General features: G+C 73.1%; 18 protein-coding genes. 6 read left to right on the top strand and 12 right to left on the bottom strand.

Annotated features, from left to right (window positions below; all coding sequences use genetic code 11):
* Nucleotides 1-22: 22 nt before the first annotated feature.
* Together MMF94_RS26960 and MMF94_RS26955 are read left to right on the top strand one after the other, a co-directional pair.
* Complete coding sequence (locus tag MMF94_RS26960) at nucleotides 23-802, top strand: ThuA domain-containing protein (RefSeq protein WP_241040002.1); 780 nt, start codon at nucleotides 23-25, stop codon at nucleotides 800-802.
* Complete coding sequence (locus MMF94_RS26955) at nucleotides 799-1,905, top strand: Gfo/Idh/MocA family protein (protein WP_241040001.1); 1,107 nt, start codon at nucleotides 799-801, stop codon at nucleotides 1,903-1,905. Before MMF94_RS26960 ends, MMF94_RS26955 begins: the two co-directional genes overlap by 4 nt.
* Nucleotides 1,906-2,108: 203 nt before the next feature.
* Here the strand turns inward: MMF94_RS26955 and MMF94_RS26950 are convergent, their stop codons facing one another.
* The 7 genes from MMF94_RS26950 to MMF94_RS26920 all read right to left on the bottom strand — a co-directional run bounded on the left by MMF94_RS26950 (nucleotide 2,109) and on the right by MMF94_RS26920 (nucleotide 12,316).
* Complete coding sequence (locus tag MMF94_RS26950; protein WP_241040000.1) at nucleotides 2,109-2,729, bottom strand: AAA family ATPase; 621 nt, start codon at nucleotides 2,727-2,729, stop codon at nucleotides 2,109-2,111.
* Nucleotides 2,730-2,790: 61 nt separating this feature from the next.
* Entirely contained in the window at nucleotides 2,791-5,148 is a 2,358-nt protein-coding gene (locus MMF94_RS26945; RefSeq protein WP_241039999.1) for a [protein-PII] uridylyltransferase, read from the bottom strand.
* Nucleotides 5,145-5,483, bottom strand: a complete 339-nt coding sequence (locus MMF94_RS26940) for a P-II family nitrogen regulator (RefSeq protein WP_241039998.1) — start codon at nucleotides 5,481-5,483, stop codon at nucleotides 5,145-5,147. Before MMF94_RS26940 ends, MMF94_RS26945 begins: the two co-directional genes overlap by 4 nt.
* Nucleotides 5,484-5,594: 111 nt before the next feature.
* Nucleotides 5,595-5,933, bottom strand: coding sequence for a P-II family nitrogen regulator (locus tag MMF94_RS26935; RefSeq protein WP_241039997.1), 339 nt, complete (start codon nucleotides 5,931-5,933; stop codon nucleotides 5,595-5,597).
* A gap of 3 nt (nucleotides 5,934-5,936) precedes the next feature.
* Nucleotides 5,937-7,292: an ammonium transporter gene (locus tag MMF94_RS26930; RefSeq protein WP_241040159.1), complete on the bottom strand. Its 1,356-nt coding sequence runs from the start codon at nucleotides 7,290-7,292 to the stop codon at nucleotides 5,937-5,939.
* Between the two features lie 189 nt (nucleotides 7,293-7,481).
* The gene (gene ftsY, locus MMF94_RS26925; protein WP_241039996.1) at nucleotides 7,482-9,227 is read right to left on the bottom strand and encodes a signal recognition particle-docking protein FtsY; all 1,746 of its coding nucleotides are present in this window, start codon (nucleotides 9,225-9,227) and stop codon (nucleotides 7,482-7,484) included.
* 104 nt (nucleotides 9,228-9,331) lie between these two features.
* Nucleotides 9,332-12,316 carry an ATP-binding protein gene (locus MMF94_RS26920; protein ID WP_241039995.1) on the bottom strand — a complete coding sequence of 995 codons (2,985 nt, stop codon included), beginning with the start codon at nucleotides 12,314-12,316 and terminating at the stop codon, nucleotides 9,332-9,334.
* Nucleotides 12,317-12,455: 139 nt separating this feature from the next.
* Between MMF94_RS26920 and MMF94_RS26915 the strand changes: the two genes are divergently transcribed.
* Together MMF94_RS26915 and MMF94_RS26910 are read left to right on the top strand one after the other, a co-directional pair.
* Nucleotides 12,456-13,355, top strand: a complete 900-nt coding sequence (locus MMF94_RS26915) for an alpha/beta fold hydrolase (protein WP_241040158.1) — start codon at nucleotides 12,456-12,458, stop codon at nucleotides 13,353-13,355.
* Between the two features lie 253 nt (nucleotides 13,356-13,608).
* Nucleotides 13,609-14,004, top strand: coding sequence for a DUF732 domain-containing protein (locus tag MMF94_RS26910; RefSeq protein WP_241039994.1), 396 nt, complete (start codon nucleotides 13,609-13,611; stop codon nucleotides 14,002-14,004).
* Nucleotides 14,005-14,008: 4 nt separating this feature from the next.
* Here MMF94_RS26910 and smc read toward each other — a convergent pair whose 3' ends face one another.
* Together smc and MMF94_RS26900 are read right to left on the bottom strand one after the other, a co-directional pair.
* Entirely contained in the window at nucleotides 14,009-17,602 is a 3,594-nt protein-coding gene (smc, locus tag MMF94_RS26905) for a chromosome segregation protein SMC (RefSeq protein WP_241039993.1), read from the bottom strand.
* 42 nt (nucleotides 17,603-17,644) lie between these two features.
* A complete protein-coding gene (locus MMF94_RS26900) occupies nucleotides 17,645-17,959 on the bottom strand; it encodes an acylphosphatase (RefSeq protein WP_241039992.1) in 315 nt (104 codons plus the stop codon).
* On the opposite strand from MMF94_RS26900, the gene MMF94_RS26895 reads away from it, so the two are divergent.
* The gene (locus MMF94_RS26895) at nucleotides 17,958-18,710 is read left to right on the top strand and encodes a CAP domain-containing protein (RefSeq protein ID WP_241039991.1); all 753 of its coding nucleotides are present in this window, start codon (nucleotides 17,958-17,960) and stop codon (nucleotides 18,708-18,710) included. The genes MMF94_RS26900 and MMF94_RS26895 overlap by 2 nt on opposite strands.
* A 22-nt stretch (nucleotides 18,711-18,732) precedes the next feature.
* Here the strand turns inward: MMF94_RS26895 and MMF94_RS26890 are convergent, their stop codons facing one another.
* Together MMF94_RS26890 and MMF94_RS26885 are read right to left on the bottom strand one after the other, a co-directional pair.
* Nucleotides 18,733-19,422 (bottom strand): response regulator, encoded by a 690-nt coding sequence (locus MMF94_RS26890; RefSeq protein ID WP_241039990.1) that lies wholly within the window; start codon nucleotides 19,420-19,422, stop codon nucleotides 18,733-18,735.
* Complete coding sequence (locus MMF94_RS26885; protein WP_277398832.1) at nucleotides 19,419-21,950, bottom strand: sensor histidine kinase; 2,532 nt, start codon at nucleotides 21,948-21,950, stop codon at nucleotides 19,419-19,421. Before MMF94_RS26885 ends, MMF94_RS26890 begins: the two co-directional genes overlap by 4 nt.
* Nucleotides 21,951-22,084: 134 nt before the next feature.
* On the opposite strand from MMF94_RS26885, the gene MMF94_RS26880 reads away from it, so the two are divergent.
* Nucleotides 22,085-23,671, top strand: a complete 1,587-nt coding sequence (locus tag MMF94_RS26880) for a Na+/H+ antiporter (RefSeq protein WP_241039989.1) — start codon at nucleotides 22,085-22,087, stop codon at nucleotides 23,669-23,671.
* A gap of 68 nt (nucleotides 23,672-23,739) precedes the next feature.
* Here the strand turns inward: MMF94_RS26880 and MMF94_RS26875 are convergent.
* Nucleotides 23,740-24,337 (bottom strand): potassium-transporting ATPase subunit C (locus MMF94_RS26875; RefSeq protein ID WP_241039988.1); only part of this gene is annotated, 598 nt, incomplete at its 5' end.

The raw sequence follows: 24,337 nt of genomic DNA, 5'->3' as shown, positions 1-24,337 counted from the left end.
ACGACGAAAGGCAGAACCGGCTGTGACCGACCCGTCCTCCGCCCCCATCCGCGTGACCGTGTGGGGGGAGAACCGCCACGAGCAGATCGAGGAGCACGTCGCGAAGATCTACCCGCAGGGCATGCACACGACGATCGCCGAAGGCATTCGTGAGAACCTGCGCGACGGCTGCGTCGTGCGCACCGCCACCCTCGACGACCCGGAGCACGGCCTCACCGAGGAGGTCCTCACGGCCACCGACGTGCTCACCTGGTGGGGCCACGCCGCCCACTCCGAGGTGTCCGACGAGGTGGTGGAGCGCGTGCACCGCCACGTCCTCTCCGGGATGGGCCTCGTGGTGCTGCACTCCGGGCACTGGTCGAAGATCTTCGTCAAGCTGATGGGAACGAGCTGCACGCTGCGGTGGCGCAGCGAACACGACCGCGAGCTGATCTGGACGGTCGACCCGACGCACCCGATCGCCCGGGGCGTGCCGCATCCGCTGATCATCGACGAGGACGAGATGTACGGGGAGTTCTTCGACATCCCCGCGCCCGACGAGCTCGTGTTCGTCAGCTCGTTCAGCGGTGGCGAGGTGTTCCGCAGCGGCTGCACGTTCCGTCGTGGCCACGGGAAGATCTTCTACTTCCGCCCCGGCGACCAGGACTTCCCGACCTACCACCACCGAGACGTCCGCCGTGTGATCGCCAACGGCGTGCAGTGGGCCCGCACGGACCGGCCCGAACGGGCGCACCCGGAGCTGCTGCGCTACGAGACAGGCGAGTTCTTCACCGGCGCGGCCTACAGCGGGCCGATCGAATGACCCACCGCACGATCGCCGGCGGCGAGCCGGTCCGGGTGGTGCTGGCCGGCGCGGGGAGCATGGGCCGCGCCTGGCTCTCGACCATCATCCTCGCGCCCGACGTCGAGCTGGCAGGGGTCGCCGACATCGACGTGGGGGCCGCACGGTCGGCCGTTGCCGAAGCGGGGCACCCGGATCTCCCCGTGGGCGCCGATGCGGTGGCCCTCGCCACGGCGGTGGGCGCGGACGCCGTGGTCGACGCCACGGTGCCGGAGGCGCACCACCCGGTCACCACCGCGGCGCTGTTCGCCGGCCTGGCCGTGCTCGGCGAGAAGCCCGTGGCGGCCACGCTGGCGCAGGCGCTGTCTCTGGCCGCGGCCGCGGAGGTGACGGGTGAGCTGTTCATGGTGAGCCAGTCGCGGCGGTGGAACCCGCAGCTGTTCGCCCTGCAGGCGATGGCGGGCGACCTCGGTGCGATCGGCACGCTCACCACCGAGTTCTTCCGGGCCCCCCACTTCGGCGGGTTCCGGGAGGAGATGGATCACCCGCTGCTCCTCGACATGGCGATCCATCCGTTCGACTCGGCCCGGTTCGTCCTCGGCGCCGAGCCGGTCGCGGCCTACTGCGAGGCGTACAACCCGCCGTGGAGCTGGTACGCAGGCGCTGCCGCCGCCACGGCGGTGTTCGAGATGGAGGGCGGCGTCCGCTACATCTACGTCGGCAGCTGGTGCAGCCCCGGCGCGGAGACGTCGTGGAACGGCGTGTGGCGGGTCAGCGGCGAGAAGGGCTCCGCGCGCTGGGACGGCGACACCGAGCCGGTGCTCGATGCCGACGTGCAACCCGTGACACGCACGCCCGCCCCGTACTCCGGTATCGCCGGGGCACTTCAGGTGTTCGTCGACGCCCTCCGCACGGGCGCAACACCCATGGGCGAGGTGCACGAGAACGTGCCGAGCCTCGCCATGGTGGAGGCGGCGGTGCGCTCGGCCGACGGCGGCGGGCGGGTGCTGATCGACGACGTCCTCCAGCAGGCCCATGAGCAGGCCCTGCGCGAGGAGACCCGTGCGGACGTCCGGGCGGCTCTGGCCGGGTGGACGTCGGTGCGGCACGCGCTGACGACCTGACGTCCATGGGTGCCGTCCCGCTGCGACGGCGCCCATCGTGTGGAGCCGATGGCCTCCCGGGTGGCCATCGTCAGGATCTGCTGTGCCGTCGAGCTGTCGAAGGCCAGATCTCGATGAACTCGACGTCCGGCAGAAAGCCGTCTCCTTCGCTGGGCGCATGACCCCGGGTGCCGGACCGGCTCGCCCCGGCCCGGCACCCGGGGTCAGCTCCCCTCGACCGGATCGGTGTCCAGCCGAAGACCATCGAGTGCCGCGGCACGGTCGAGCACGGTGACGCTCGACCAGCCCGCCGGCACGCCCGCGAGAAGTTCGGAGGTGGTGGCGGTGGCGCGCTGTGCGTGCCCGGCGAAGGAACGCTCCGGCACCAACCGGCCGCGCTCGCACTGGCCCCGCCGCGCGTCGGCCGGGTCGACGTGCATCCAGAGCAGGTGTGCGCTGCGCCCGGTGGCCGCGGCGAGCCGGGCGACGACCGCGCGGGTGCCGCGGTCGGTGGCGGGTAGGTGCACGACCACCGTGGGCGCGCCCGAGAGCGCGGCGATCAGCACGGCGAGGCGGTGCAGCAGGTGCACCAGCGGCCGGTACCACGCGTAGGGCAGCACGCCCATGACGCGCCGCAGCGCCGCCCGTTGCGCCTCGGAGTCGAGAACGACGAGGCCCGGCTCGTCCGGTAGGCCGTCGAGCAGGGTGGACTTCCCCGCTCCGGGTATGCCCGCCACGAGCAGCAGCGTGCGACCGGGTAGGGCGAGGCGCACCGCCGAGCGGCCCGTCGGGGCTGTCGGCGCGGCCAGGACGTCGGCGGACACGGCGGAGCTCGCTCTCGTCACGATCAGACAACGCCCGTTACGGGTGATTCGTTCCAATAGTCACGAATTAATCGGCTGATCGCTACGCCGCTGCCGCGAGCACCGCTCGTTCGATGCGGCGCCGCTCCGCCTTGTTCAGCGCTCCCCCGGCGCCACCGGCACCGGCGACGCAGAACGAGTCGACGACCGATGCGCCCAACGTCGCGACGCGAGCCCATCGCAGGTCGGCCCCGCACTCCTCCAACGCGGCCGCCACTCGGTGCAGCAGCCCGATCCGGTCGGTGCCCCGCAGTTCCAGCACCACCGCACCGGTCGCCTCGTCGTCGAACCACAGTACCCGCGGCGGTGCGGGTGGCTCGCCGCTCGGACTGATCGGGGCGTAGTCCCGCTCCTTGCGGGCGAGTGCGTCGGACAGCATGAGGCTGCCGTCGAGCACTCGCACCAGGTCCGATCGCAGCAATGCCGGATCGGGGAGGCCGCCGAAGCGCGGGGAGACGGTGAAGGTGAAGACCGCCGCCTGCTCGGCGGTCGGCAGCTCGGCTGCGTGCACCTCCAGCGAGTGCAGCGCCAGCACCCCGGCCGCGGCGGCCAGTGCGCCCGGCCGGTCCGGGACCGCGACCATCACGGTGGCGGGGTCGGTCCGGTCGTCGAGCCGGATCTGCGGCTTCCGGTCGAGGGCGACGGTGGCCACGAGCTCCGCGGCAGCCGCACTGGCTGTGGCAGGAGCGGGCAGCGGCTCGCCGGCCAGCAACGCGCGGCACCGGTGCACGAGATCCTGGATCAGCATCCGCTTCCACGGACTCCAGACCCCCGGTCCGGTGGCGAGCGCATCGGCCTCGGCGAGGTTCTCGAGGATGTCGAGCACGAGGCCACTGCCGCCCAGGGTCTCGACGACGCGCCTGATCGTCGCCGGGTCGTCCAGATCGCGGCGCGTGGCCGTGTGCGGCAACAGCAGATGGTGGCGCACCACCTGGCCCAACACCGTCACGTCGGCGTCGGAGAACCCGAGCCGCCGCCCCACCTGCAGGGCCAGCGACTCGCCGACCACGGAGTGGTCGCCCGTGCGGCCCTTGCCGATGTCGTGCACGAGGGCACCGACGAGCAGCAGGTCCGGACGCGAGACGCGGGTGGTCAGCCGGGCGGCCTGCGCACACGTCTCGACGAGGTGCCGGTCGACGGTCCACAGGTGCGCACGGTCGCGTGGTGGCAGGTCGCGCACGGCGCCCCACTCGGGGAAGAGCCGCCCCCACAGTCCCGTGCGGTCGAGCGACTCCACGACGTCCACGAGCGGGCGGCCCGTGCCGAGCAGCGACAGCAGCTCGCTCAGCGCCGCGCGCGGCCACGGCTCTCGCAGCTCGGGAGCGGTGTCGGCGAGCCGGTGCAGCGTGCCTGCGGCGATCGGCAGCCCGGTGCGGGCCGCGGTGGCCGCCACCCGCAGCACCAGCGCGGGATCGCGGGGAGCCGCCGCGTCGCGGGCGAGCACAACCTCGCCGCCGTGCTCGACGACACCGCTGTCCAGCGGACGCCGCACGGGCGGGCGCCGCAGCGCGGCCAATCCCCGCCGGGGCAGCGCGTTGCGGGCCGACCGCAGCCCCACCTCGGTGGCGAACGCCACCGACCGCGCCGCTCCGGACAGAGCACGTGCAAGCTCGAACCGATCGGCGATCTCCAGTGCAGCCGCCACCTCGTCGGCGTCCTGCGCCCTCAGTACGTCACGGGCGCGCCCGGCGAGGCGGTGCAGCTCGGTGCGGACGTCGAGCAGCAGCCTGCGGGCCTCCAGCACGTCTCCCGACGGCCGGTCGACGAGCTGAGCGGCCGCGAGTGCGTCGAGGAGCTGGATGTCGCGGAGGCCGCCGTGGCCGTTCTTCAGGTCCGGCTCCACCCGGTGCGCGACGTCGCCGACCTTGCGCCAGCGCTCCTGGGCCGTGTCGGCGAGCTCGTCGAACCGTCCGCGGATGCCGGCCCTCCACGCCTGCCGCACCGCCGCGCGCACCTTGTCGGAGAGCGTGGCGTCCCCGGCGATGTGCCGGGCCTCCAGCAGGCCGAGCGCGGCACGCAGGTCGAGGGTGGCGACCTGGACGGCCTGGCCGGGGGTGCGCACCGAATGGTCGAGGCCGATCCCGGCGTCCCACAGCGGGTACCACAGCTGCTCGGCCAGCCGCTCCACGTCCTTGCGACCGTCGTGCAGCAGCACGAGGTCGAGGTCCGACCACGGGGCCAGCTCGCGGCGTCCCAACGCGCCGACCGCCACCAGCGCCGCGCGGTCGGTCAGCCCGATGGCCGCCGCCCGTGATGTCAGCCAGAAGTCGTGCAGATCCACCAGCGCCGTTCGCAGCGCCTCGGGCCCGAGCCTGCGCTTGCCCACGCCCGACTCGAGGAGCACGGCCTTCGCCCTGACCAGGTCCTCTGCGTCCCCCGACGACACAGTCACCGCACTCACAGCGCGTCGGCACCCCGCGCTCCGGTGCCGACCAGCACGACGGTGTCGATCGGCGTGACCCACAGCTTGCCGTCACCGATCTTGCCGGTGCGGGCGGCGCCCGACACCGCTGCGATCACCTTCTCCACGGAGCCGTCGTCGACCACGACCTCCACGCGAAGCTTGGGCACGAGCTCGACGTGGTAGTCCCCGCCGCGGTAGATCTCGGTATGGCCCCGTTGTCGTCCGTACCCGGAGGACTGGCTGACGGTCAGTCCGGCGACGTCCAGACGATCGAGCCCGGCCCGGACGTTCTCCAGCGTGAACGGCTTGATGATGGCGGTCACGAGCATCATCGCGATCCTCCGATCGGTGACGAACAAGACAGTGCGAGAAGAACGCGGCGGGGCCCGCCGCACGATCATGCTGTGCAGCGGGCCCTCGGAACCGACGAACAGAAGTGCAGGTCAGATGGCGTCGGTACCGCGTTCACCGGTGCGGACCCGCACCACGCTCTCAACAGGAGTGACCCATACCTTGCCGTCGCCGATCTTGCCCGTACGGGCCGCCTCGACCACGGCGTCCACGACCTTGTCGGCGAGGGTGTCGTCCGCGACGACCTCCACCCGGACCTTCGGTACGAAGTCCACGGAGTACTCGGCGCCGCGGTAGACCTCGGTGTGGCCCTTCTGCCGCCCGTACCCCTGCACCTCGCTGACCGTCATGCCCAGCACGCCGATCTGCTCCAGCGCGCCCTTGACGTCCTCCAGGACGAACGGCTTGACGATCGCCGTCACCAGCTTCATCGCTCAGCTCTCCTTGCCTGCGGTTGCGCGAACGTGCTCCGCGGCCGCATTGGTGGTTGGGGACGGCCGAGACGTCCCGAGGCCACCGACGCCGTGGAGAGTGGAGAAGTCGTAGCCCGTCTCGGCGTGCTCGATCTCGTCGATGCCCGTGACCTCCTCCTCGGGGCTGACCCGCAGGCCCATCGTCGCCTTGACGATCAGCGCGAGGATCAGGCTCACGATGAAGGAGAACAGCAGCACCGCGACGGCACCGACGGCTTGGCGCCACAGCTGGTCGACACCGCCGCCGTAGAACAGCCCGTCGACCGCTGCCGGCGCGCTGGAGGTGGCGAAGAAGCCGACCAGCAGCGTGCCGACGAGGCCGCCGACGAGGTGGACACCGACCACGTCGAGGGAGTCGTCGAAGCCGAAGCGGAACTTGAGGCCCACGGCGAGGGCACACAGGACACCGGCGATCGCACCGACCGCGATGGCACCCAGCGGCGACACCGACGAACACGACGGGGTGATCGCGACGAGGCCGGCGACCAGGCCGGACGCCGCACCGAGGCTGGTGGGCTTGCCGTCACGGATGCGCTCGGTCAGCAGCCAGGCCAGCATCGCGGCCGAGGTGGCGACGAGCGTGTTGACGAACGTGATGCCCGCGACGCCGTTGGAGGCCACGGCCGAACCGGCGTTGAAGCCGAACCAGCCGAACCACAGCAGGCCGGCACCGAGCATCACCATCGTGAGGTTGTGCGGGCGCATGGGCTCACGCGGCCAGCCGCGGCGCTTGCCGAGCACCAGCACGAGGGCGAGCGCTGCCGCACCGGCGTTGATGTGCACCGCCGTGCCACCCGCGAAGTCGATGGCCTTGAGGTTGTTGGCGATCCAGCCGCCGTTCTCGGCGGTGACGCCGTTGAAGGCGAAGACCCAGTGCGCCACCGGGAAGTAGACGATGGTGGCCCACAGCCCGGCGAAGAGCAGCCACGGGCCGAACCGCAGGCGGTCGGCCACCGCACCGGAGATCAGGGCGACCGTGATGATCGCGAACATCGCCTGGAACGCGACGAAGACCGTGGCGGGGATGGTGCCGACCAGCGGAATGTCGACCGGTGGACCACCTTCGGTTGCGAGATAGGTGCCACCGAAGAGTCCCTGCAGACCGGCGAACTCCGCCGGATTGCCCAGCAGGCCACCGCCCACGTCGTTGCCGAACGCGACGGAATAGCCGTAGAGCACCCAGAGCACGCCGACCAGTCCGAGCGAGGAGATGCTCATCATCATCATGTTGAGCACGCTCTTCGACCGCACCATGCCGCCGTAGAACAGCGCCAGACCGGGTGTCATCAGCAGTACCAGCGCCGAGCTGGCCAGCATCCAGGCGGTATCGCCGGTATCGGGCACGTCAACTCCTTTCCCGTCATCGCCGCTTGCCGGGAGATGGCGTGTGGAGCGGCAGGTTCCGGGAACTATCCGATCGGCATGTTTCATTCGCCGTCCGCCGCTGTTTCGCCGCGGTGAACGCGCCGACCCGTGGAGTTACATCCGCATTACACGGCTGGACACTCAGGCCAAGAGTGCGTCGACAAATGCCGCCGGCTCGAAGGGAGCCAGGTCATCCGGCCCCTCCCCGAGCCCGACGAGCTTCACCGGCACACCCAGCTCCCGCTGCACCCGGAAGACGATGCCGCCCTTCGCGGTGCCGTCGAGCTTGGTGAGGACGATGCCGGTGACGTCCACGACGTCGCCGAAGACACGGGCCTGTGTGAGGCCGTTCTGGCCGGTGGTGGCGTCGAGGACGAGCAGCACCTCGTCCACGGCGGCCTGCCGGGAGACCACCCGCTTGACCTTGCCCAGCTCGTCCATCAGGCCGGTCTTGGTGTGCAACCGGCCCGCGGTGTCGAGCAGCACGGCGTCGGCGCCCTCGTCGGCGCCCTGCTTGACCGCGTCGAAGGCGACGCTGGCCGGGTCGGCGCCCTCGGGGCCACGCACGACCGTGGCCCCCGCCCGCTCGCCCCAGGTGCCGAGCTGTTCGGCCGCGGCGGCGCGGAAGGTGTCGGCCGCGCCGAGCACCACGTGGCGCCCGCCTGACACCAGCACCCTGGCGAGCTTCCCGGTCGTGGTGGTCTTGCCGGTGCCGTTGACCCCGACGACCAGCAGCACAGCCGGCCTGCCGTCGTGCGGGAGCGCGCGCAGCGAGCGGTCGAGATCGGTTCGCAGCGCCTCGGTGAGCACCTCGCGCAGCAGCTGCCGCGCCTGGTCCGGTGTGCGGACGGCGCGCCGGGCCAGCTCGGTGCGCAGCGTGTCCACCAGCTCGGACGTCATCTCGGGGCCGAGGTCGGCCTGCAGCAGCGTGGCCTCGACGTCCTCCCAGGACTCCTCGTCGAGCTCGCCTGCGCCGAGGAGCCCCAGCAGGCCCTGCCCGAAGCCGGAGCGCGACCGGGCGAGGCGGCCGCGGAGCCGCTCGAGGCGACCCTCGGCGGGGGCGATGTCCGTCGGAGCCGCGGGCGCGGTCGGGGCGGCGGGCGCCGTCGGAGCGACGCCGTTGGTGGCGGGCGGCGCGGTGGGGGCGGCGGGCGCCGTGGGTGCGGTCTCCGCGGGCGGCGCGGACTCGCGGGCCGGAGCGCGCTCAGCGGGCGGGGCAGAAGGTGCGGCGTCCACCGGCGGAGCCTGCTCCGCAGGAGGCGCGACCGGTGCCGCATCCACCGGCGGAGCCTGTTCCACAGGAGGCGCGACCGGTGCCGCATCCACCGGCGGAACGGACTCGCGCGCCGGGGCGGAGTCGGCTGGGGGCGCGGGAGGTGCGGATTCAGGGGCCGGAGCGCGCTCGGCAGGCGGGGCGGCGTCAACGGGTGGAGCGGACTCCCGCGCCGGGGCCGACTCGGCAGGCGGAGCCGCCGGAGCGGCATCGACCGGCGGCGCCGACTCGGCAGGCGGCGCGACCGGCGCCGCGTTCACCGGTGGTGTGGCTTCCCGGGCCGGAGCCGACTCAGCGGGCGGCGCGCTGTCCGCCTGTGGCGCGCGCTCGGCAGGCGGTGCGGTGGCCGTCGGGATGCGGTCGAGCTCGGGAGGAGCGGCAGGAGTGGGCGGCCGCGCGACGGTGTCGGTGCCCGCGGTGAAGTTGAACCCGCTCTCCGCCCGGTAGGTACCACGTTTCGGCGGGGCGGTGCCGGGACTCGTGCCGCCCTCGACCTCCCCGGGCTCGCGCAGGCTGATCCGGCGTCGCTGCCGGAGCACCAGCCCCAGCGCGACGGCGACGAGCAGAATCACCACCGCGACCGCGACGATGATCCACAGGGTCTCGGTACTCACAAGTCAAGCCTGTCATGCGAAGCAGCGGCACGGGCGGCGAGCACCCCGTGCCCACCCCTCCGTCACCGGATGAACACCTGGAAGACGCGGACGCCGGCGCGTGGTCATTCCCCGGAGGCCGGTGCGTAGCGGCAGACCGTGCCGATGCTGACCGTGCTGCGCAGGTGCGCGGCGAGCTCCGGATCCACCGAGTCGACGCGCCGCAGCGCGTCGCGGATCCGCGCACCCACGGTCTTGCGCGCGCGTTCCGTCTCGTCCCCGAGCCGCCGGTCCCGCCCGCCGAGCCCCGCGGCGGCGGTCAGCTCCGCCACGAGTGCCTCGCGTTCGGCCTGCAGCCGCTCGGCCCGGTGCATGTCGTGGAACTCGATCGCCTCGTCGATCTCGCCGTCGAGCTCGCCGAGCCGGGAGCGGTAGCGGGCCTTCGCCCGGTCGTCGAGCACGGGGTCCGAACCCGTCGCCGGGACATCACGCCCCAGCAGCGTGAACACGTGCACGTCCTGTCCCGGCGCCGCGATGAGAACGGCGAGGTCGCGCAGGCCCTTGACGTCGGGCAGGTGCTCCACCCGGCCCCGGTACGCCAGGCGCCAGGTGCCTCCGTCGCGTTCCACGACCGGCTCGGCCGAGCCCGCTTGCAGGCGGGTGAGTGCCTCGCTGCTGCGCCGCGACCATGCCGCGGCACCCAGCCGGTCGCACTGCGCCACCGCGGCCGTCAGGTGGGCCGCCGCCGCGCACCGGCGGCCGAGCGCGGCCGCCAGCACCCCGAGCAGGTGGTCGACCGGCCCGTTGTAGGCCGCGCATCCGCCGACGACGACGTGGGCGCCGGTGAACTGCGTCAGCAGCTCGTAGGTCCAGGTCCGCTGCGCGTCGGTGCCGACGGCCGCGAAGACGGTGGCGGCGACGGCGACGACCTCCAGGTCGTACTTCTGCAGGACGTCCTGCACGGCGAAGTCGCCGAGGAGCACGGCCGCCTCGGCGTCGCGGCCGTTCAACGCGGGCGCGAGTGCCCACAGGAGTGGGAAGACGGGCCACGTCGGGTCGTCCTCGGGCGGTGCCGCATCGACCACGACCTCGGGGCCGCCGATCGACATGAGCGATGCCCGCAGGGTGGTGAAGCAGCCGAGCGCGTCCGGTTCTCCGATCGCCGATCCCAGCGCCAACGCCTCGGCCGACAGCTCCACGGCCTCCTCGACCCGCCCGGCGATCTCGGCCAGGGCCGCCCGCCGGGTCAGCGCGCCGAACCGGCCTCGTGCGTGACCGAGTGCCGCGGCGAGGTGCACGTAGCGCTCGAGCTCCAGCCGGCCGTCGGGGTGACCGAGCTCGATGAGTGCGGTGGCCCGCAGCTGGTGCGCCACCGCGACGAGCTCCCGGTCACCCGCCCGGGTGGCCGCTCCCAGCATGTCGTCGAGCACCGGCAGCCGCTCCGACGCGCGGCCCGGCACCCAGTGCACGTCATGCAGCGCGAGCAGGGCTTCCGCGCGCGACTGCGGGTCGGCCGCCAGCTCGACGGCCCGCGTCGCCGCCGCGACCGCCCGCGGGTCCACCCGCCGCGACTCAGCGTGCCGCCGAGCGCGGGCGAGGGTCGCGAACGCGCTGCTGCGCAGCGCCCGGTTGCCACCGGTCCACGCGGCCAGCGCATCGACGGCCTCCTCCAGCAGCGCGATCGTCATGACGTACTCCACCGGGTCGCGCCCACCCAGGCCGTAGAGCCCCTGCGCGGCCCGGGTGACCACCTCCCACTCCCCCTCGGCCCGCCCGAGGCGGACGGCGTCGTCGAAGGCGCTGCGCGCACTATCGGTGCGCCCGATGCGGGCCCGAGCCGCGCCGAGCTCCGCGAGCAGGTTCGCCCGGCGGGCCGTCGCCACAGGCGGGTGGAAGGAGGCGATCACCTGCAGGGCCTCCTCGTAGTGCCGGCACGCGTCCTCGTGCCCGAGCCGGGCCGTGGCCTCCCGCGCCGCGAGCTCCGAGTACTGCACGGCCTCGTCCGCCAGTTCGGCCCGCCCGGCCGCGACGAAGTGGGCCGCCAGCCGGGAGAGCCGATCACCCGTGGGCAGCTGCGGGCTCGACTCCCGCAGCGCGGAGCCCACCGCGGTGTGGAGTGCTGCCAGCCGCGTGGAGGGACAGTCGGCGAGCAGCGCCTCCCGGTAGAGATCGTGGACGAAGGCGAGCCCCGGTCCGTCGGCCACGAGGACTCGGGCGGTCACCGCCTCGTCGATCAGCCCGGAGATCTCCTCGACCGCGCACCCGGACGCCCGCGCCAGCACCTCGAGCTCGACGCTCTTACCCGCCACCGACACGGTCGTGAGCATCGCCGTGCACGCTTCCGAGAGCTGTCCGAGCCGCTGCCGCAGCACGTCACGAACTCCGTCGGGGATCCCGTCGCCCGCCCTGAGCCGGCACATCTCCCGCATGAAGAACGGGTTGCCCCCGCACCGGCGCCGGATCTCCGCTGCCCGCTCGACGGGCTCCTGCGGCCCGCCCGCACGCCGGACGAGCGCGGCCGCGGCCTCGACGTCGAGCCCGTCGAGCCGCAGCACCGGCGCGGCGCCGAGGCCGGGCAGCGCCACGACCTCCGTGTCGCGGTACGCACCGAGCAGCAGCACCCGCTCGGCCGCGAGCTGGGCCCGGAGGAAGGACAGCAACCCCAGTGACCGGTCGTCCGCCCACTGGAGGTCGTCGAGCACCACGACCACGGGCGTACGGGTGCTGAGGGCGGCCAGCACGCGGGCGACCGCGTCGAACATCTCGAACTGCAGTGCCGGGGCCGGGCCGTCGGGGGACCAGCCGGCCGCGGCGTCGAGGAGCCGGGCGGCCGGTCCCAGTTGCACCTCCTCCCGATCCACCGCGCGCAACACCTGCGTCCAGGGCCAGTACGGCGGCGACACCTCACCGTCCCAGCAGACGCTCCGTAGCACGCGCGCTCCGCGCGCGGTGGCCCTCCGCGCGATCTCGGCCAGCACTGCCGACTTACCGATCCCCGGCTCCCCGGACACCAGCAGCAGCTGCCCGGCTCCGCCGATGGCCTCGACGAGCGCTGTGTCCGCGGTGGCAAGCGCGCCTTCTCGTCCGACGAGCGAGCGGTCCTGATCCACCGCCCCATTCTCGCGATGCAGCCTGCCGGGATCTCGCGGCCCGCGAGACGAGATCTCGCGCCTAGTGGTGGAGGGGGCATTCGAGGGGGTGCCCCCCGCCCTACCGACCCGACCACATCAGGAGGAACACCCGGTGTCCATGACACCCGCTCTCACCGAGGGCACCCACACGATCGAGCGGGACGGCGTCGCCATGCGCTACCACGTGGCCGGCAGCGGCCCGGTGTGCGTGCTCCACCCCGGGGGTCCGGGCGCCGCGTGGGAGTACCTGCGCGCTCCGCACCTCGAAAAGGACCTGACCTGCGTGTACGTCGAGCCGGTCGGCACCGGCGGGTCGGGGCGTCTCCCCACACACCCCGACGGCTACTCGCTCGACCGCTACGTCTCGTTCGTCGATGCGCTGATCGACCATCTCGACGTGCCACAGGTACATCTGCTGGGCCACTCGCACGGTGGCTTCGTCGCCCAGCGGTACGCGATCACGCGTCCAGACCGGCTCGCCGGCCTGGTCCTCTACGACACCGCACCCGCGGCCGGTCCTGAACTCATGGCGGAGGCCGGGCGACAGATGGAGGAGTTCTTCGCACGCTTCCCGGACCGGCCGGAGGCGCACGAGGCGATGGCGACCTGGAAGGCCCTCGCCACGGGAACCGACGAGGAGTACACGCGCTCGATGCGCGGACTGCTCCCCGCCTACTTCGCCGACTCCCGCGTGACCGAAGCATTCGCCACTCTGCGCGCGGAGCTGCGGGCGTGGGCGGTCACCTCCGACGAGGGTCCGTGGCAGCACCACGAGGCGCTCGCGACGCTTCGCACTCCCACCCTCGTGCTCGTCGGGCAGTGGGACTTCATCTGTGGCCCGAGATGGGCCCACGAGCTGCACGAGACGATCCCCGGCTCGCAGCTCGTGACGTTCGAGCACAGCGGGCACTTCGTGCACATCGAGGAGCCCGAGGGGTTCGCCTCCGCGGTGGCCGGCTTCGTCGAGCGGAACGTGGTGGCGGACCGAACCGTCAGCTCACCGCGTGGAGGCGCATGAAACGAACGGCTGGGACGGCCCGATGTCGTACTGGGCCGGCCGGAACGCAGCCGCCGACGCTGCTCGCTCCCCTGATCGCGCGCGCCGGATGGCTCCGCCTCCTGGGCCCGGCATCCGTACCGGCGGTCTTCGGGCCGTCTTCGACGACCTGAGGACCCGACATGCCTCTGCTCTCCATCCCGCTATCCGGGCCGTTCAGCTCCACGACGACCATCCGCCTGCGCGCCGTCCACCACGCGCGTCGAGCCGGCCGATGAACGTCCGCGCCGGGTTCAGCCGAGCCGCCGTGGTCGTGGGGGTCGTCGCTGTCGTGGCGGTCGCCGTCGTCGCCACCCAGCCCGACGCGGTCGCCCCGGCCGCTGAGCCGGCGGCGTCGTCGCCGGCCATGCCGGCTGCGCCCCTGATTCTGGGCGAGAGACAGGCCACGTACCTCGAGTACCTGCGGCAGGTTGCTCCGGGGATACCCGAAGGTGCCGCGGTCCAGTTCGGATGGGATACCTGCAGAGGCGTCAACTTGGGAAAGGTGAGCGTGACCGACGCCGCGGAGATCATCGCGAGCGACACCCAGATTCCCGCCGCGGACCGCAGGCGGCTCGTCGAAGCCGCGATCAACGTGCTGTGCCCGAACGGGGAAGGGCCTGCCGAATGAACCGTCAGCTCACCGCGCGGAGACGCTGGCTGATCACCGTGGTGATCCCGTCACCCCGCATGGAGACGCCGTAGAGCGCGTCGGCGACCTCCATCGTCGGCTTCTGGTGCGTGATGACGATGAGCTGGCTCGTCTCCCGCAACTCCTCCATGAGGGAGATGAGCCGGCGCAGGTTCACGTCGTCGAGCGCGGCCTCGATCTCGTCGAGCACGTAGAACGGGGAGGGGCGCGCCCGGAAGATCGCCACGAGCAGCGCCATCGCCGTGAGGGACCGCTCGCCGCCGGACAGCAGGGACAGCCGCTTGACCTTCTTGCCCGGCGGCCGCGCCTCCACCTCGATGCCCGTGGTGAGCATGTCGTTCGGGTCGGTGAGAACGAGGCGGCCGTCGCCGCCGGGGAACAGCGTGGCGAACACGATCTCGAACTCGCGGGCCACGTCGGTGTAGGCGGTGGTGAAGACCTCGAGGATCTTGTCGTCCACCTCGCGGACGACGGTGAGCAGGTCGCGCCGGGTGTTCTTGAGGTCTTCCAGCTGGGTGGAGAGGAACCGGTAGCGCTCCTCGAGCGCCGCGAACTCCTCCAGCGCGAGCGGGTTGACCTTGCCGAGGAGGCTCAGGTCCTTCTCCGCCCGCTGCGCCCGCCGCTCCTGGGTGGCGCGGTCGTAGGGCATCGGCGGCGGCGCCACGACATCCTCGCCGCGCTCCTTCGCCGCCTCGTACTCGGCCATCTCCGCGGCCGACGCGGGCACCGGCGTATCCGGGCCGTACTCGGCCACGAGATCCTCGACGGCGAGGCCGTGGTCGGCGAGCACCTTCTCGGTGAGCTGCTCCAGCCGCAGGCGGGACTGCGCGCGCAGCACCTCGTCGCGGTGCACGGCGTCGGTGAGCTTCTCCATCAGCGCGGTGAGGCGCTGCGTGGTGGCCCTGGCCTCACCCAATGCGCGCTCGCGGGAGTCGCGGGCGGCCGCGGCGGCGTCCCGCTCGGTGGCGGCCGCGGACAGCGACACGGCGATCCGTTCGGAGGCGGTCTCGCCCGCGCTGACGACGAGGGCGGCGATCTGGCCAGCGCGGTGCCGTGCCTCCCGCGCCGCCGCCGCCCTGGCCCTGGCCTGCCGCTCCGACGACGCCTGCCGGCGCAGCGACTCGGCGCGCCCGGCGATGGCCCGCGCACGCTCCTCGACGGTGCGCAGGGTGAGCCGGGCCTCCACCTCCTCGGCGCGCGCGGCGGCGAGCGACTCGGCGGCGGCGTCGCGAATCTCGGTGTCGGGCTCGTCGTCGACCGGCTCGTCCTCGGCCACCGCGAGCTGCTGCTCGGCCGCCTCCAGTGCGAGCAGCGCGTCGGAGCGCCGGGCCTCGACGGCGTCACGTCGCTCGCGTAACCGCTGCGCCTCCGCCGTGGCCGACCGCACGGCCTGCTCGTAGCGCCCGAGCTGAGCCGAGGCGGCGGCACGGCGCTGTTCGGCCGCCGTCTGCATCCGCTGAGCGGCCTCCACGTCGGTGAGCCTGGCGGCCTCTTCCGCCCGCGCGCCCTCCAGAGCCGGACGGAGGCCGGCCAGTTCGTCCTCCACGGCCTCCCGCTGCTCGACGGCCTCCTGCACGGCGGCCTGGACGTCGAGCGCACTCGATGCAGTGCCGGATCCGCCGGATGCGCGTGCACTTCCGAGCACGTCACCTTCGGTGGTGACGGCGGTGAGCTCCGGGTGGGCGTCGACGGCGGCCCGGGCGGCGTCGAGGTCGTCCACCACGACGACGCCGTGCAGCAGCGTCGCGACGGCGCCGGCGAGCACCGGCTCGGCGGAGACGAGCTCGTGGGCCCAGCGCCCGGCAGGCGCCTGCCCCAGGTCGGGAGAGCCGCTCTTCTGCGCCGCGGAGCCCACCACGAGCGACGCCCGGCCGGCGTCGCGGGCACGCAGCAGGCGCAGGGCGTCCACCGCGGCGTCGGACGAGGACACGGCCAGCGCGTCGGCGAGGTCGCCGAGTGCCGCCGCCACCGCGGCGCGCGCCCACGGCTCCACGGTGAGGAGGCCGGACACCGCGCCGAGCACGCCGTCGGAGTCGGTGAGCGCGCCGGACCCGTCGCGGCGCGCGAGCCCCACCGACAGCGCATCGACCCGCGCCCGCCAGTGCGCGCGCTGCTGTTCCAGGTCGCGCTCCCGGGCCACGAGCTCGGCCACTCTCGTGCGGGCGCCCTTGTGGGCCTCGACGGCCTCCGCGGAGCGGCGCTCCAGCTCGCGCAACGAGCTGGAGAGCGAGCCGTCGGCCGGGTCGTCGTCGCCGAGGGCTCCCAGCTCGTCGCGAGCCTGCTCCAGCTCACCGGCTGCGGTCTCGGTGCGTTCCTCGGCCTCGGACAGGGCTTCGGAGAGCCGCTCGATCTCGTCGGCGGTGGCGGCGGCACCGCTGCGCAGGGCCTCGGCCCGGCCGGCGAGCGTGGCGATACCGGCCTTGCGGTCGGCGAGCGCGCGGACGGCTGCGAGATGGGCCCGCTCGGCCGCGGCGAGGGTCTTCTCGTGCTCGGCGCGTTCCTCCAGCACGTCCGTCAGCCGCCTGCGGGCCTCCGCGACGGCCTCGACGAGCTCGTCCTCCTGTTCGGCGACGGCGTCGGCCTCGGCGTCCAGCTCGTCGGGGTCGCGCCCCGGGGTGCGCTCCTGCGGGTCGGCGAGATGGCGGGTGCGTTCCTGGGCGAGCCGGACGGTGCCGGAGAGGCGCTCCGCCAGCGCGGAGAGCCGGTACCAGGTGTCCTGTGCTGCGGCGAGCCGCGGGGCATCCTCCGCCAGAGCAAGCTCCAGCCGTTCCTGCTCCACGCGGGCGACCGACAGCTGCTCCTCGACCTCGGCGCGGCGGGCCCTGGCCGTCGACTCGTCTGCTTCCTCACGCGCGAGCGCGTCGCGCAGGGTGACGAGATCGTCGGCGGCCAGGCGCAGCCGGGCGTCCCGCAGCTCGGACTGCACGGCCTGCGCCCGCCGGGCGATCTCCGCCTGACGGCCGAGCGGCTTGAGTTGCCGTCGTAGCTCGGCGGTGAGGTCGGTGAGCCGGGTGAGGTTGGCCTGCATCGCGTCGAGCTTGCGGAGCGCCTTCTCCTTGCGCTTGCGGTGCTTGAGGACGCCCGCGGCCTCCTCGATGTAGGCCCGCCGGTCCTCGGGCTTCGACTGGAGCACCGAGTCGAGCTGGCCCTGGCCGACGATCACGTGCATCTCGCGGCCGATGCCGGAGTCGGACAGCAGCTCCTGGATGTCGAGGAGCCGGCAGTGTGCGCCGTTGATCTCGTACTCACCCGCGCCGTCGCGGAACATGCGGCGGGTGATCGAGACCTCGGAGTAGTCGATCGGCAGGGCGCCGTCGGAGTTGTCGATCGTCAGCGTCACCTCGGCGCGGCCGAGCGCTGCCCGGCCGGACGTGCCGGCGAAGATGACGTCCTCCATCTTGCCGCCGCGCAGCGCCTTCGCCCCCTGCTCGCCGAGCACCCAGCTGATCGCGTCGACGACGTTGGACTTACCCGAGCCGTTGGGGCCGACCACGCAGGTGATGCCTGGTTCCAGGCGCAGCGTCGTGGCCGAGGCGAAGGACTTGAAGCCCTTCAGCGTCAGGCTCTTCAGATGCACGGGTGAGTTCTCCAGGCTGGTGGCGGTTGACAAACATTACCGTCAGGCCTCGCGGAATCCCTGCAGGCCACCGCGGGCGTCGCACCACTGCTCGACGACCTCGGCCACGCTCCCCGGCGACTCCCCCGCGCGGATCGCGTCGCGGAGCCGTTCGCACGCCTGCCGCTCGCCCTCGGCTACTACTACGACCCGTCCGTCCGGAAGGTTTTTCGCTACTCCGACGAGGCCCAGCTCCAACGCACGGGTGCGGGTCCACCACCTGAATCCCACACCTTGGACACGCCCAGCTACCCACAAGTTCAGCCGAATGACTGGGTCATTGCGTTTTCCCACGGTCCTCCCTAACTTACGCCGCATGACCGAACCGGCCAGGCCGAATGCGAGCTCACCGCGTGGCAATCGCGTGCTCAGCTTCGGCCATCGCGGCGGACCCCTCCTCCTCGGCGTCTCCCTCGGTGCGCTCCTGGTGGGCAGCATCGCAGTCGTCGCCGTTCCCGCCGTAGCGCCGGCGGACTCACCGGTCGCCCTCCAGGCGGCCGCCGTTCCCGAAGACGCCGCGCTCTCGATCCCCGTCGTCGCGCTGGGCATCCCACAGGCGGCCGCTGCAGCCGCCGACGTCGCCAGCCAGGCGGCCAGTCAGGCAGCCACCCAAGCAGCCGCCCAGGCGGCCCAGGCCGCCGCCCAGCCCCCTGCCCCCGCCGCCGCACCCGCGGCCGCGGTCCCCCAGCGCGAGGTCGCTCAGTCCGGTCGCGCGGCCGACGCCGTCATCTCCGCCACCAACGCCGCCCGGAGGGCGGCCGGGTGCAAGGCGCTGGTGTCCGATCCCCGGCTGACCGAGGCCGCCCAGCAGCACGCGGAGGACATGGCGGCCGAGGGCTACTTCTCCCACACCGCGGAGGACGGCCGCACGTTCGACGCCCGGATCCGTGACTCGGGCTACCGCTCCCCCGGCGGCGAGAACATCGCGCGCGGGCAGCGGAGCGCAGCCGAGGTCGTGGGTGACTGGATGGACTCGGCCGGGCACCGCCGCAACATCCTGGACTGCACGTTCAAGACGATCGGGGTGGGGATCTCCGGCTCGTACTGGGTGCAGGACTTCGGTCGCTGACCAGACCCGCCTGCCCTCCCGGTCACACCTCGAACCGGTAGCCCATCCCGGGCTCCGTGATCAGGTGCTTGGGCCGGGAGGGCTCCGGTTCCAGCTTGCGGCGCAGCTGCGCCAGGTAGACGCGCAGGTAGTTGGTCTCGGTGCCGTAGTTGGGTCCCCAGACCGCCCGGAGCAGCTCACGCTGCCCCACGAGCTTGCCGCGGTGGCGCACCAGCAACTCCAGCACACCCCACTCCGTGGGTGTCAGGTGCAGCTCGGTGCCGTCGGCGCGCACCACCTTCTTGGCGGCGAGGTCCACACGGAAGTCGCCGGCGTCGACGACCGGCTCCCCGTCCACGGACGACACCGCGGCCCTGCGGACGGCCGCACGCAGCCGGGCCAGCAGCTCCGCCATCCCGAACGGCTTCGTGACGTAGTCGTCCGCCCCGGCGTCGAGGGCACGGATGGTCTCCGGCGCTCCCGTCCGGGCCGACAGCACGATGATCGGGACGGTGCTCCAGCCGCGCAGCCCCTCGATGACCTCGACGCCGTCCATGTCGGGCAGTCCGAGGTCGAGGACGACAACGTCGGGGTGCCCGTCGGCGGCGGCACGCAGCGCCGCGGCACCGTCGGGGGCCAGGAGGACGTGGTAGCCGTGCGCCGCGAGGTTGATCCGCAGCGCACGCAGGATCTGTAGGTCGTCGTCGACGACGAGAACGCGGTGCTCGGTCATCGACCCGCTCCGTTCTGCCACGCAGGCAGCGCCACGACCACGGTGAGGCCGCCGCCGGGTGTGTCCTCCGCGGTCAGGGTGCCACCCATCGCCTCGGTGAGCCCGCGGGCGACCGAGAGCCCGAGACCCACGCCCGTCGCTCCGTCGCGGTCGCTCGGCAACGCGGCGCCGAGCCGCAGGAACGGGGCGAACAGCGCTTCCCGCTCGGTGCGCGGCACCCCCGGACCGGAGTCGACGATCCGCAGCTCGACGCGGTCGGCGTGCGCGCTGGCCCGCAGCACGATCGGCGCGTCGGCGGCGTAGCGCAGGGCGTTGTCGACGACGTTCGCGACGACGCGCTCCAGCAGGCCCGCGTCCGCGACGACGTCGGGGAGCGACTCGTCGATGTCTACCGTGACCTTCTCCGCGTCCGGCAGCCCCACCAGGGCCCGGCCCGCCACCTCGCCGTATCCGGTCGGCGCCAGGAGCGGCGTGAGCGTGCCCGAGGCGAGCCGCGCGGAGTCGAGCAGGTTGTCCACGAGCGCGGTCAACCGGTCGGCGGACTCCTCGATGGTGGCGGTCAGCTCCTGGCGGTCGGACGCCGGCAGCTGGAGGTTCGGATCGCGCAGGCTCCCGGCCGCAGCCTTGATCGAGGTGAGCGGGCTGCGCAGGTCGTGACCGACGGTCGACAGCAACGCGCTGCGGGTCTCGGTGGCATGAGCCCGGGCCCGCGAGGCGTCGGCCTCCGCGGCGGCCCGCTGGCTGCGCAACGCGAGCAGCGCCTGGCCGCCCACCACCTCCAGCAACCGCCGGTCCGCGGCCGCCAGGGACCGGCCGGTGCCGACCATGTGCAGGTCGTCCTCGATCTCCACGTCGACGTCGGCGTCCTCGGGCGCCATGCAGCCCAGGGACCCCGACGAGGTGACGCAGGTCCACTCGTCCACCGCCGACCCGCCGGCGCGCTCCAGCAGCGCGACCGAGTGCAGGCCGAACGCCTCCCGCACCTTCTCGAGCAGCCGCGGGAGCGGATCGCTGCGCGTGAGCACGGTGCGGGCGAACGAGGCCAGCAGGGCCCCTTCGGCACGGGCACGCGCCGCCTGCTGGGCGCGCCTCGCCGCCCGGTCGACGACGAGCGCCACGAGCACCGCCACCACCACCATCGCCGCGATCGCCAGGAGGTTCTCCCCCTCCGCGATCGTGAAGGAGTACAGCGGAGGGGTCAGGAAGAAGTTCAGCAGCAGGCCTCCGGCCACCGCGGCCACCACGGCGGGGCCGAGGCCCCCCACCATCGCGACGACGACGGTGGCGAGGAAGTACAGCACGATGTCGGTGGACATCCCGATCGCGCCCCGCAGGGCGACGCCCAGGCCGGTGGCCGCCAGCGGCAGGGCCGCCGCGAGCACCCAGCCCAGCCCCTTGCGGATCGCCGGGAGCCCGCTGTGCAGCACCGGGAGCCGCAGCCCTCGACCGGCCTGCTGATGGGTGACCATGTGCACGTCGATCGTGCCGGAATCGCGCACCACGCGGGCCCCGATCCCCTCCACGACCACGCGCGCGAGTCGTGACCGGCGGGACGTGCCGACCACGAGCTGGGTGGCGTTGGCCCCGCGGGCGAAGTCGAGCAGGGCGGCGGGCACGTCCTCGCCGCCGACCACGGTGTGGAAGCTCGCGCCGACGTCCTCGGCGAGGGTGCGCAGCCGCGACACCGCGCCCACCGGAGGTCCGGCGAGCCCATCACCGCGCAGCACATGCACGGCCAACAGATCGGCGGCGCCCGCACGCTTGGCAATCCTTGCGGCGCGGCGCAACACCGTCTCGCTCTCCTTGTCACCCGTCAGGGCGACGACGACGCGTTCGCGGGTCTCCCAGGTATCGCTGATCTTCTTCTCGCTGCGGTACCGCTGCAGCGCCACGTCCACCTCGTCGGCCACCCAGAGCAGGGCCAGCTCGCGCAACGCGGTGAGGTTGCTCGGCTGGAAGTAGTTGGCCAGGGCCGCGTCGACCTTCTCGGCGCCGTAGACATTGCCGTGCGCCATACGCCTGCGCAGCGCTTCCGGCGTGATGTCGACCAACTCGATCTGCTCGGCCCGGCGCACCACCTCGTCCGGCACGGTCTCCTGCTGGTGCACGCCGGTGATGCGCTCCACGACGTCGTTGAGCGACTCGAGGTGCTGCACGTTCACCGTGGTCAGGACGTCGATACCCGCGTAGAGCAGCGCCTCGACGTCCTGCCAGCGTTTTCGGTTGCGCGAGCCGGGCGCGTTGGTGTGGGCGAGCTCGTCGAGCAGCACGACCTGGGGATCGCGCGCGACGACGGCGTCCACGTCGAGCTCGTCGAGGCCGGGATGGCCGCCCACGGGCCGGCGGGGGATGATCTCGAGACCCTCCAGCAGCGCGGCCGTCTTGGCCCGGTCGTGGGTCTCGACGATTCCGACCACGACGTCGGTGCCACGCTCCTGGCGGCGGCGGGCTTCCGCGAGCATGGCATAGGTCTTCCCCACTCCGGGTGCGGCCCCGAGGTAGATCCGCAACTCTCCCCGCCTGCTCACGGCATCGATTCTGCCCTCGGTGGCCGTGGAACACCGAAGACAGACGAAACGCTGGGACCTGCAGCGACAACATGCGGCCGTGCGGGGGAGAGCCTGCGGGCTGGGCCGCGACACCGGGTGGAGGGACGGAACCCGTGCAGGACCCACACGTGTTGCAGGTGCTGGTCGTGATCGGCTGCGCTGTCATCGCGCTCAGCCGGCTGGCGTCGTGGCTGCGGATCGCGTCGCCGATCGTGCTGCTGCTCGGCGGCGTACCGCTGGCCTTCCTCCCCTGGACGTCCGACGTGCCGCCGGCGCCCGAGCTGGTGCTGCTGGTGTTCCTGCCGGCGCTGCTCTACTGGGAGTCGCTCACCACCTCCCTGCGTGAGATCCGCCAGAACCTCCGGGTGGTCGTGCTGTCCGCGGTGGGGCTGGTGCTGGCCACCGCGGCCGTGGTGGCGGTGGTCGGGCACGCGCTCGGGCTGAGCTGGCCGATCGCCTGGGTGCTCGGCGCGGTGGTGGCTCCCACCGACGCCACCGCCGTGGCGGCCGTGGCGGGCCGCATGCCGCGGCGCACCCTCACCACCATGCGGGCCGAGAGCCTCATCAACGACGGCACCGCGCTCGTGGTCTTCGCGCTCGCGCTCTCCGTGGCCGTCGGAGAGCAGACGTTCAGCTGGGCGTCGGCGATCGGGGCGTTCGCGCTCTCCTACATCGGGGGCGCCGCAGCCGGGCTGCTGGTGGCCTGGCTCGCCGTACAGGCCCGCAAGCTGGCGCGTGACCCGATCCGGGAGGCCGCGGTCAGCCTGCTCACCCCGTTCGTCGCGTTCCTGCTCGCCGAGGAGATCCATGCGTCCGGCGTGCTGGCCGTGGTGGTGTGCGGGCTGACGCTGAGCCAGGTCGGACCGCGGGTGATCGGCGCGAGGACCCGCCTCCTCACCGAGGCGTTCTGGCGCGTCACCACGTTCGTGCTGAACGGCACCCTGTTCGTGCTGGTCGGGCTCCAGCTGCGCGGTGCCGTGGAAGGGCTGCAGTCGACGTCCATGGCGGGCGCGGCGATGCAGGCCCTGCTGATCTCGGCCGTGGTGATCGGCACCCGGGTGCTCTGGATCAACACCACCCCGTACATCATCCGTGCGCTCGACCGCCGCCCGCAGCAGCGGCTGCGCCGGGTGGGTTTCCGGCAGCGGCAGCCGATGGCGTGGGCGGGGTTCCGCGGCGGCGTCTCGCTGGCAGCGGCGCTCGCCATCCCGCACGACGTCCCCGGCCGCGACCTGGTCGTGCTGATCACCTTCGGAGTCATCCTGGTGACCCTGCTCGTCCAGGGCCTGACCCTGCCGGCGGTGCTCCGCTGGGCCCGGCTGCCCGACGACGGCATCGCCGACGAACAGGCCCTCGCCGAGCGGATCTCCACCGAGGCCGGGCTGTCCGCCCTCCCGGCCACGGCCGAACGGCTGGGCATCGGGCCCGCCGTCGTGGACCGGGTACGGGCCGACTACGAGGAGCACCTGCACGTGCTGGCCAACCCCCTGATGCCCACCGACGACCCCGCCCTCGCGGCCGAACGCGGCGAGCACGCGGACGACCAGCGCCTGCGTGCGGCCCTGATCACGGTGAAGCGCGCCGCGGTCGTGCGGCTGCGCGACGCACGGAAGATCGACGACATCGTGCTGCGCCGCTTGCAGACCCGCCTCGACGCCGAGGAGGTGCGGTTGAGCGCCCCGTCGCCCGAGCCGGACTGAGGCCCAGGCCCGCGGGGGCCGGCGCCGCCGTGGCGACGACCCCCGCGCACGGGGAGCGGACGCTGCGGTCAGTGCCGGGCCCCCTGCACCGCGAGGTTCAGCTCGGTGACGTTGACCGTCGGCTCCCCGAGGAAGCCGAGGATCCGTCCGGAGCTGGCCTCGGAGACGAGGTTGCGGACCTCGTCCTGCGACAACCCGGTGACCCGGGCCACGCGCGCGACCTGCAGCTCGGCGTAGGCCGGGCTGATGTCCGGGTCCAGCCCGGACGCGGACGCGGTCACCGCGTCGGGCGGGACGAGCGCCGGGTCGACGCCCTCCCGCTGGGCGATGAGCGCGCGGCGCTGGTTGATCGTGTCGAGCAGGTCCTGGTTGAACCCGCTCTTGTTCGAGCCACCGGAGGTGGTGGTGTCGCCCGGACCCAGCGGGCCGTCCGACGAGGCCGAGGGCCGCGCGTGGAAGTACGGGTCGGCGGCCGCATCGGTCGGGACCGGGTCGATCCCGATCAACGACGACCCCACCGGGGTGCCGTTGGCGTCGTAGATGATCGAGCCCTCGGCGCCTGCTGCCAGCCCCGGGATGTGCCCGACCCCGTACACCACCAGCGGGTAGATGATCCCGCAGAGGATGGTGAAGGCGATCAGGACGCGCAGCCCGGTGGCGGTCTGG

Origin of the sequence: Pseudonocardia alaniniphila (assembly GCF_022524485.1) — a bacterium.
Taxonomy (GTDB): Bacteria; Actinomycetota; Actinomycetes; order Mycobacteriales; family Pseudonocardiaceae; genus Pseudonocardia; species Pseudonocardia alaniniphila.
The sequence above is the reverse complement of the archived record's forward strand: the minus strand, read 5'-3'. Positions and strand labels throughout refer to the sequence as shown.

What these genes read in the sequence shown, in the direction of transcription:
- MMF94_RS26955 (WP_241040001.1), top strand. Translation starts at nt 799, where the DNA reads ATGACCCACCGCACGATCGCCGGCGGCGAGCCGGTCCGGGTGGTGCTG.
- MMF94_RS26940 (WP_241039998.1), bottom strand. Translation starts at nt 5,483, where the DNA reads ATGATGCTCGTGACCGCCATCATCAAGCCGTTCACGCTGGAGAACGTC.
- MMF94_RS26935 (WP_241039997.1), bottom strand. Translation starts at nt 5,933, where the DNA reads ATGAAGCTGGTGACGGCGATCGTCAAGCCGTTCGTCCTGGAGGACGTC.
- MMF94_RS26930 (WP_241040159.1), bottom strand. Translation starts at nt 7,292, where the DNA reads ATGCTGGCCAGCTCGGCGCTGGTACTGCTGATGACACCCGGTCTGGCG.
- MMF94_RS26915 (WP_241040158.1), top strand. Translation starts at nt 12,456, where the DNA reads ATGACACCCGCTCTCACCGAGGGCACCCACACGATCGAGCGGGACGGC.
- MMF94_RS26910 (WP_241039994.1), top strand. Translation starts at nt 13,609, where the DNA reads ATGAACGTCCGCGCCGGGTTCAGCCGAGCCGCCGTGGTCGTGGGGGTC.
- MMF94_RS26895 (WP_241039991.1), top strand. Translation starts at nt 17,958, where the DNA reads ATGACCGAACCGGCCAGGCCGAATGCGAGCTCACCGCGTGGCAATCGC.
- MMF94_RS26900 (WP_241039992.1), bottom strand. Translation starts at nt 17,959, where the DNA reads ATGCGGCGTAAGTTAGGGAGGACCGTGGGAAAACGCAATGACCCAGTC.
- MMF94_RS26890 (WP_241039990.1), bottom strand. Translation starts at nt 19,422, where the DNA reads ATGACCGAGCACCGCGTTCTCGTCGTCGACGACGACCTACAGATCCTG.